At 70.1% G+C, this 7,546-nt stretch carries 8 protein-coding genes; 3 read left to right on the plus strand and 5 right to left on the minus strand.

Annotated elements, in window-relative coordinates:
- Positions 1-10: 10 nt before the first annotated feature.
- The 4 genes from GZ997_RS02160 to GZ997_RS02175 form a co-directional block, all read right to left on the minus strand.
- Positions 11-913: an amino acid ABC transporter permease gene (locus GZ997_RS02160; protein ID WP_161924469.1), complete on the minus strand. Its 903-nt coding sequence runs from the start codon at positions 911-913 to the stop codon at positions 11-13.
- Positions 910-1,590, minus strand: coding sequence for an ABC transporter permease subunit (locus GZ997_RS02165; RefSeq protein WP_161924468.1), 681 nt, complete (start codon positions 1,588-1,590; stop codon positions 910-912). The genes GZ997_RS02160 and GZ997_RS02165 overlap by 4 nt, the downstream gene beginning before the upstream one ends.
- A 36-nt stretch (positions 1,591-1,626) precedes the next feature.
- Positions 1,627-2,514, minus strand: a complete 888-nt coding sequence (locus GZ997_RS02170) for a glutamate ABC transporter substrate-binding protein (RefSeq protein ID WP_162678663.1) — start codon at positions 2,512-2,514, stop codon at positions 1,627-1,629.
- 76 nt (positions 2,515-2,590) lie between these two features.
- Positions 2,591-3,370: an amino acid ABC transporter ATP-binding protein gene (locus GZ997_RS02175; RefSeq protein WP_162678664.1), complete on the minus strand. Its 780-nt coding sequence runs from the start codon at positions 3,368-3,370 to the stop codon at positions 2,591-2,593.
- Positions 3,371-3,532: 162 nt separating this feature from the next.
- On the opposite strand from GZ997_RS02175, the gene miaB reads away from it, so the two are divergent.
- From miaB to GZ997_RS02190, 3 genes are all read left to right on the plus strand, one after another.
- Positions 3,533-5,230, plus strand: coding sequence for a tRNA (N6-isopentenyl adenosine(37)-C2)-methylthiotransferase MiaB (gene miaB / locus GZ997_RS02180; RefSeq protein WP_162678665.1), 1,698 nt, complete (start codon positions 3,533-3,535; stop codon positions 5,228-5,230).
- Between the two features lie 151 nt (positions 5,231-5,381).
- Positions 5,382-6,332 carry a hypothetical protein gene (locus GZ997_RS02185; protein WP_162678666.1) on the plus strand — a complete coding sequence of 317 codons (951 nt, stop codon included), beginning with the start codon at positions 5,382-5,384 and terminating at the stop codon, positions 6,330-6,332.
- Positions 6,326-6,709, plus strand: a complete 384-nt coding sequence (locus GZ997_RS02190) for a GntR family transcriptional regulator (RefSeq protein ID WP_162678667.1) — start codon at positions 6,326-6,328, stop codon at positions 6,707-6,709. The genes GZ997_RS02185 and GZ997_RS02190 overlap by 7 nt, the downstream gene beginning before the upstream one ends.
- 26 nt (positions 6,710-6,735) lie before the next feature.
- On the opposite strand, the gene GZ997_RS02195 is transcribed toward GZ997_RS02190, so the two are convergent.
- A partial coding sequence (locus tag GZ997_RS02195) for an FAD:protein FMN transferase (protein WP_162678668.1) occupies positions 6,736-7,546 on the minus strand: 811 nt, incomplete at its 5' end.

Here is a 7,546-nt window from a genome sequence, read left to right on the forward strand (position 1 = left end):
GCGCTCGGGCTCAGCGCGGCTGCTGCGGCGTCGTCGGGGCGGGAATGTCCGCCACATCCGCCGCGGTGGCGATGCCGGTGACCGTAGTCATCTCCTCGCTGGTGCGGCGGCTGAGCCGGTCCGCCAGCCGCTGCGCCAACCAGGACATCCCGAAGTTGAGCACCACGAAGATGGCGGCGGTCACGATCAGGGACGGGATCAGGTTCGCCTTCGCGCTGCCCAGCAGGCTGCCCGCGGCCAGCAGCTCGGAGTAGGTAATGATGTAGCCCAGCGCCGTGTCCTTCAGTGCCACGATCAGCTGGCTGATCATGGCCGGCATCATCGCCACCAGCGCCTGGGGCAGCTCGATGAGTCGGCGCGAGCGCGTCGGGGTGAGCCCAATCGCCAGGGCCGCCTCCCGCTGGCCGGAGGGCAGGGAGTGGATACCGGAGCGGACCAGCTCGGCCACCACCGAGCCGTTGTACAGGGTCAGGGCCGTCACTACGCCCCAGAAGGCCGCCGAGCTCGCGGGGACGAAGGAGACCTGGGAGAACATGAAGTAGAAGAACAGCATGAGCACCAGGACTGGTACCGCCCGGAAGAACTCCACCACTACGGTGCTCAGCCAGCGCACCAGGCGGGCGTCCGCGAGCCGCCCCAGGCCGAAGGCAACACCGAAGACGAAGGCGGCCACCAGTGCCACGGCCGCGGCACGCAGCGTCGCCCACAGGCCGGGCAGCAAGTAGTCAGTCCAGGCGGACGCGGTCAGGAAGGGCGCCCACCGCGCGGCTGTGAACTGGTCCTTGGCGGCCAGGGCCGCGATCACCCACGCCCCCAGCGCCACCAGGAGGATCACGCCGATTACGTTGCCGATGCGCTCGCGGCGCAGGGCCTTGGGGCCCGGCAAGTCGAATAGGAGCGACTGGTCGTTCATCGTGCCACCGCCAGCTTTCGGGAAAGGGAGGTTGTGAGCAGCCCGATCGGTAGGACGATGATGGTCCAGCCGATCGCGAAGATGGCGAAGATCGCCAGCAGGTGCTGCGGGGAGAACTCGAACATGTCGGACATGACCGAGGCGGCCTGGGCGACGCCGGCGGCCGAGGCGACCGTGGTGTTCTTCGCCAGGGCGATCAGCGTGTTGCCCAGCGGTGCCACCGCCCCGCGCAGCGTCTGCGGCAGGATGATCGAGCTCATGGTCTGCCCGAAGCCCAGGCCGATTGCACGGGCGGCCTCTGCCTGCCCGCGCGGGACGGTGTTCAGGCCGGAGCGCAGCGCCTCGCACACGAAGGTCGCCGTGTACACGCTCAGGCCGATGACCGTCAGCCAGAAGGAGTTGCGCGCCAGCCACTGGTCACCCCACCGGCCGGAGACCACGATGCCGAGCTGCCCGTAAAGGCCCAGTGAGCAGGCCAGGATGATCAGGGTCAGCGGGATATTCATGACGATGTTGGTGAAGGCCGTGGCGAATCCGCGCAGTGACCCCATGGGGCTGACCCGCATGATCATTAGGACCGTGCCCAGCAGGGCGGCGCCGAGCGCGGAGAAGACGGTCAGCTCGATATTGACTAGGAACGCGCCAAGGATGTTGTACTGGGAAAGCAGCTCACTCAATGACTCTTCCTTTCCTTGATCCGGGAGTGGGCGGGGCTACTCGCACAGCGAGTCGTCGACCGCAGGCGGGTTGAGCGCCGTGTCGGGATCGAAGGACGTGCCCACGGATTCCTCCAGGAGCCGGCTCCAGGTGCCCTCGGCGATGATCTGGGTGATGGCCTGGTTGACCGCGCGGCAGCGCTCGGCGCCGTCCTTGGGCAGGCCGACACCGTAGTGCTCCTCGGAGAAGGCGTTGCCGACTACCTCCACCTTGCCGGTGTAGTTCGGCTGTGCGGCGAAACCCGCCAGGATGATGTTGTCGGTGGTAACCGCATCCACCGTGCCCGCCGCCAGGAACTCCACGCACTGGGAGTAGGAGCGCACTGGGAACAGCTGCACGGAGCCGGAGGAGTAGTTGTCGCGGATGGTCTGTGCCGAGGTTGATCCCTCCACTGAGCACAGGATGTGCCCGACCATGTCATCGGGCCCGTTGATGTCGGAGCCGGTGCGCACGAGCAGGTCCTGGCCGGCTATGAAGTATGGCCCGGCGAAGGTGATCTTCTCCCGCCGCGCGTCGGTGATCGAGTAGGTGCCGATGACCATGTCCACCTGCCCGTTCTGCAGCATTGTCTCGCGCTGGGCGGAGACGGCCTCGATCCAGGTGATCTCGTCCTCGGTGTAGCCGAGCTTGCCCGCTATGGCGCGGCCCATCTCGACGTCGAAGCCGGTGTAGCGTGCGCCGTCCTTCAGGCCCATGCCGGGCTGGTCGAACTTGATGCCGATGCGGATGGTGTGCCCGGAGCCGGCGGAGTCGGCACCGCAGGCCGCCAGCGGCGTCATGACCACCGCCAGGCCGATGATGACCGCCGCCAGGGCGCGGGCGCGAAGACCCGGGCCGGTGCGCGGGCGCCGTCGGCCACGAGGAGTGTGAAGGATGGGTGCCATGCCGGCCTCCTGTGTGAATGGTTGTCGCTGGGGTGAGCCGAGTGACGCGCCGTAGCGTCGGCGACCGCCCGCACGCTTAGTGCGTGATGAGTTTGGACAGGAAGTCCTTGGACCGGTCGGTGCGCGGGCTGGTGAAGAACTGGTCGGGCGGAGCCTGCTCCACGATGGCGCCGTCAGCCATGAAGACAACGCGGTCGGCGGCCTGGCGGGCAAAGCCCATCTCGTGAGTGACGATGATCATAGTCATGCCCTCAGCCGCCAGCTCGGTCATGACATCGAGGACCTCCTTGACCATCTCGGGGTCCAGGGCGGAGGTGGGCTCGTCGAAGAGCATCACCTTAGGGCGCATCGCCAGGGCCCGGGCGATGGCGACGCGCTGCTGCTGGCCGCCGGACAGCTGGGCCGGGAACTTGGCTGCCTGGGTCTCCACGCCCACCCGCCGCAGCAGCTGGCGCGCCTGCTCCTCGGCCTCGGCCCTGGGGGTCCCGCGCACCTTGATGGGGCCGAGGGTGACGTTGTCGAGAATGGTCTTGTTGGCGAACAGGTTGAAGGACTGGAAGACCATGCCGACGTCGGCCCGTAGCCGGGCCAGGTCCTTGCCCTCCTGCGGCAGCTCCTGGCCGTCAATGCGAATGATGCCGGAGTCGATGGACTCCAGCCGGTTGATGGTGCGGCACAGGGTCGACTTTCCCGATCCGGACGGCCCCAGGACTACGACCACCTCCTGCCGGTGCACGGAGAGGTTGATGTCCTTGAGCACGTGCAGATCGCCAAAGTGCTTGTTGAGGCCAATGATCTCAACGAGCGCCTCCCGGTGGTCAGCGTGCCCGGGCACTGGCGTGGGTGTGGCATTCATACCGCAATGACATCCGCAGTCCATGTCGGCAATGGGCCAGGTGTGTTTCCGGCGTGTTACGGCGGGTGGGCGACGACGTTACGGAAATCACCCGAAAGGCCTGCCGGGGCGAAAGGTCCCACGTAAGCCCATGGGGTAGAGGCGGGCTCTAGACTGCTGGCGATGACCGTCACCGATACACCCCGTACCAGTGTTCCCCACGCAGCCGCGCCTGCGCCCGCACCCACGCCCGTGCGCGAGCTGCTGCCGCGCACATACCACGTGCGCACCCTCGGCTGCCAGATGAACGTCCACGACTCCGAGCACATGGCCGGCCTGCTGGAGCAGGCGGGCTACCGCCGCGCCGAGGATGTTCCTGAGGTCGCGGCGCGCGCCACTGCGGCCGGCGACGGCGGTGCGGACGTCGTCATCATCAACACCTGCTCCGTGCGGGAGAACGCCGCCACGCGCCTGTTCGGCAACCTGGGGCAACTCGCGGCCGTCAAGCGGGAGCGGCCCGGCATGCAGATCGCCGTGGCCGGCTGCCTCGCCCAGCAGATGGGGGAGGGGATCGTTGAGAAGGCCCCGTGGGTCGACGTCGTGTTCGGCACCCACAACATCGACGTGCTGCCCGCGCTGCTGGACCGCGCCCGCCACAATGCCGAGGCCGCCGTCGAGATCGAGGAGTCGCTGAAGGTCTTCCCCTCCACCCTGCCCACGCGCCGCGAATCCGCCTACGCCGCCTGGGTGTCCATCGCGGTGGGCTGTAACAACACCTGCACCTTCTGCATCGTGCCCTCCCTGCGCGGCAAGCAGCGCGACCGGCGCCCCGGGGACGTGCTGGCGGAGGTGGAGGCCGTGGCCGCCCAGGGTGCCATCGAGGTCACCCTGCTCGGTCAGAACGTCAACTCCTACGGCGTCGGCTTCGGTGAGCGCGGTGCCTTCGCCGGCCTGCTGCGCGCGGCCGGGAACGTGGATGGCATTGAGCGGGTGCGCTTCACCAGCCCCCACCCGGCCGCCTTCACCGACGACGTCATCGATGCCATGGCCGACACGCCCACGGTCATGCCCAGCCTGCACATGCCGCTGCAGTCCGGCTCGGACCGGGTCCTGCGGGCCATGCGACGCTCCTACCGCACCCGCCGGTTCCTGGACATCCTCGAGCGGGTGCGTGACCGGATGCCGCAAGCCGCCATCACCACCGATCTGATTGTCGGCTTCCCCGGGGAGACCGAGGCGGATTTCCAGGCCACCCTCGACGTCGTCGAGCAGGCCCGCTTCGCCTCCGCCTTCACCTTCGAGTTCTCCCCGCGCCCGGGTACCCCGGCCGCCGGCATGCCCGACCAGGTGCCGCTCGAGGTGGTCAAGGAGCGCTACGCCCGGCTGGATGAGCTCGTGCGCCGCATTACCCGGGAGGAGAACGAGCGCCAGGAGGGGCGTACCGTCGAGATCCTCGTGGCCGAAGGTGAGGGGCGCCGCGACCAGGCCACGGCCCGCATCTCCGGCCGCGCCGACGACAACCGCCTGGTGCACGCCGCCCTGCCCGTGGGGCTGGCTGCCGACGACTACGCCGCCGGTGCCCCGCGGCCCGGCGACATGCTTACCGTCCGGGTGACGCACGGCGCCCCCCACAATCTCATTGCCGACTCCGCCCGCTGCGGCACCGGGGCCGGCGGTGCGCTCGCGGCCGATTCGGTGCGGAGCGCCGGGGACCGCATCTGGACGGACGACGGCCCCGCCCTTTTCGAGGTGCGGCGCACCCGCGCCGGGGATGCCTGGGAGCGGCGGCGCCGTGAGGCCCACGCGGAGCCCGAGCCGGACGCGGCGCCGGTGGCCATCGGTATGCCGATGATTCGTCCCGGGGCGCATGGGCCGCGGTAGGCCGCCTGCGCGGCTTCGCGATCAGGAATGGTGATGCCTTGAGGGCGCGCGTCGTGAGCGGCTTGGATTCGATGGGCGTACCCGCGCGAGTTGACTCCCTCGCCGTGTACTGACACACTGGGTGTGTTGATACACCGAGTGGGAGGTCGAGATGTCGGCATTCGTCATATGGGTAATCGTCGCCGCCGTCGTATTCCAACTGCCCGCCGCGAGCGCGCTCCGGGACGGCCCCGGCTCTGGCCGGGATCAACGCACAGAGGACTACCTGGCCGGACAGGGGCTCGCGCTGCCGCCCGACCTTCGGCAACAGGTTCTCTCACGCCTGCGTCTCCGGTCGCGTGCCGCCATCGCCTGGGGCTGGGGTGGCTGGGTGGTGGGAGTCGTGGTGGCCGTGGCGGCGCAGGCGGTCGGTGCCGCCCACCTCGTGCCGCTGATCACGCTCCTGGCGACTGCGCTTGGACATGCGACCGGCGCCATCATCGGGCTGATGCGGGAGGCGGTCGATCCTCTACCCACCGCACCCCGGGTGGCGCGCGCCCGAGCCACGACATGGAGGGAGTACTGCGATCGCTGGGACCGCCGTGCGGCGCTCCTATCGGTCCTGGCCACCGCCCTCGCCTGCGTCGCCGCCCTGGGGGTGTGGGCACTGACCCCGCTGCGCCCGGATGGCGGGTGGCTGGTGCCCGCGGCAGTCATCGCCGCAGGGGTGTGCCTGTGCGCGGCGGAAGTCTTCTGCCTGCGGCTCGCAATGGTTCTGGCCGAGCGCCCCCAGCGGGCGCACAGCGACCTCGAGCTCGCCTGGGATGATGCGCTGCGCTCGGGCGCCGTCCGGGGGGTGCTTGACGTGGTCGTCGGCACCGGGCTCCTGGCGACCCTGGTTGTTCTTGGGACCTCCGCCACCTGGTTGATCGCCCCGGAGGTGCGCGCCCGGGGGATGGAGCTGACCGCGCTCCTGGGGCTGGCAGCCCTCCTCATGGGGCTCGTGTGCTGGGCGGTGATCCTCGTGCCGTGGCAGCGTGGACGGCGGGTGCGCAACCCCTCCCTGGTGCTGTGGCGCGACTATGACCTGTCGGCGTCGGCGCAGGGGGGCCGGGCGTGCTGAAAGTCGACGCTTCCGGTCAGACTCCCCCCTTCGAGCAGATCCGGGACCAGTTGCGGGCGCAGATCGTTGCGGGGGACCTCGACGTCGGGGCGAGACTGCCCTCGGTGCGTCGGCTTGCGGCGGACCTCGGGGTCGCTCCGGGGACCGTCGCCCGAGCGTACCGGGAGCTCGAGCAGGCCGGTCTGGTCCGCACCAATCGGCGCACCGGCACGATCGTCGCACCGCCCGCGCCCATGGGCGGGCGCAGCGCCGCCGAGCTGGCGGCGTACTGCGTAACTGGCATGCGGGAACTCGGGCTCACTGACGAGCAGATCGTGGCGGCCGTGCGCGACTGCCTGCTGCGCGATCCTCGGCCAACGGCCGACCCGGGTACGTAACGCCTACCGACCTCGGCACGTAACGTCTACCGACCTGGGTGAGGGGAGGTGAAGAGCTCGGCGGGCAGGTCGCGCCAGGTGCGGGAGGCAGCCGCGGAGCCGTCGGCCCGCAGCAGGGCGAAGTCGTAGTCGAAGCCGGCTGCGGCCAGGCGGGCCGGATCGGCCACGAACAGCGCCGTGGCCAGCCCGTCGGCCTCCGCGCAGCTGCGTGCCACCGTCCAGGTGGCGACGACGGCGCTCGTCCCCGCCACGGGCAGGCCCGTGTACGCGTCCAGGATGTGGTGCAGGCCCGGGCCCCAGGTGCGGCGGGAGACCCCCGAGGCGCACACGGCCCCGTCGGTCAGCTCCACCACGCCGATCACCTCCCCGGTGCTACCGCCCGCTTCATGGGCTGCCCCCCTGCCCTGCGCGCCCGGGTGCCCGCCCGCCCCGGGAAGCTCCAGCCCGATGCGTACCGGCTCGGCGCAATGCACCAGCAGATCGCCCCCGGCGTCGATCAGGTACTCCTCGTAGGCGGCGTCTCGCAGCCAGTCGGCGAGCAGGTCGGCCAGGAACCCCTTGCCGGCGGCACCGACGTCGATTAGCGCCGGCCCGCGCAGCACCAGCAGGTCGCCGCGGTGGCAGGCCCAGCCGGCCCAGGTGGCGCGTCCGTGTACTGCACCCAGGCGCTGGGCGGCGCCATCGCGTACCGCAAAGCTGTATTCGGCGTCGTAGCCGAGCTCCGCCAGGTCCGCGCCGGCCAGCGGGTCGAGGCGTCCGTCCGTGACCGCATGCAGTCGGTCGTACAGCTCCAGTAGGGTGCCTGAGCCCGGGGGCAGGCTCAGCTCCACCCCGCCG

The organism is Actinomyces sp. 565 (assembly GCF_010365615.1).
GTDB lineage: Bacteria > Actinomycetota > Actinomycetes > Actinomycetales > Actinomycetaceae > Actinomyces.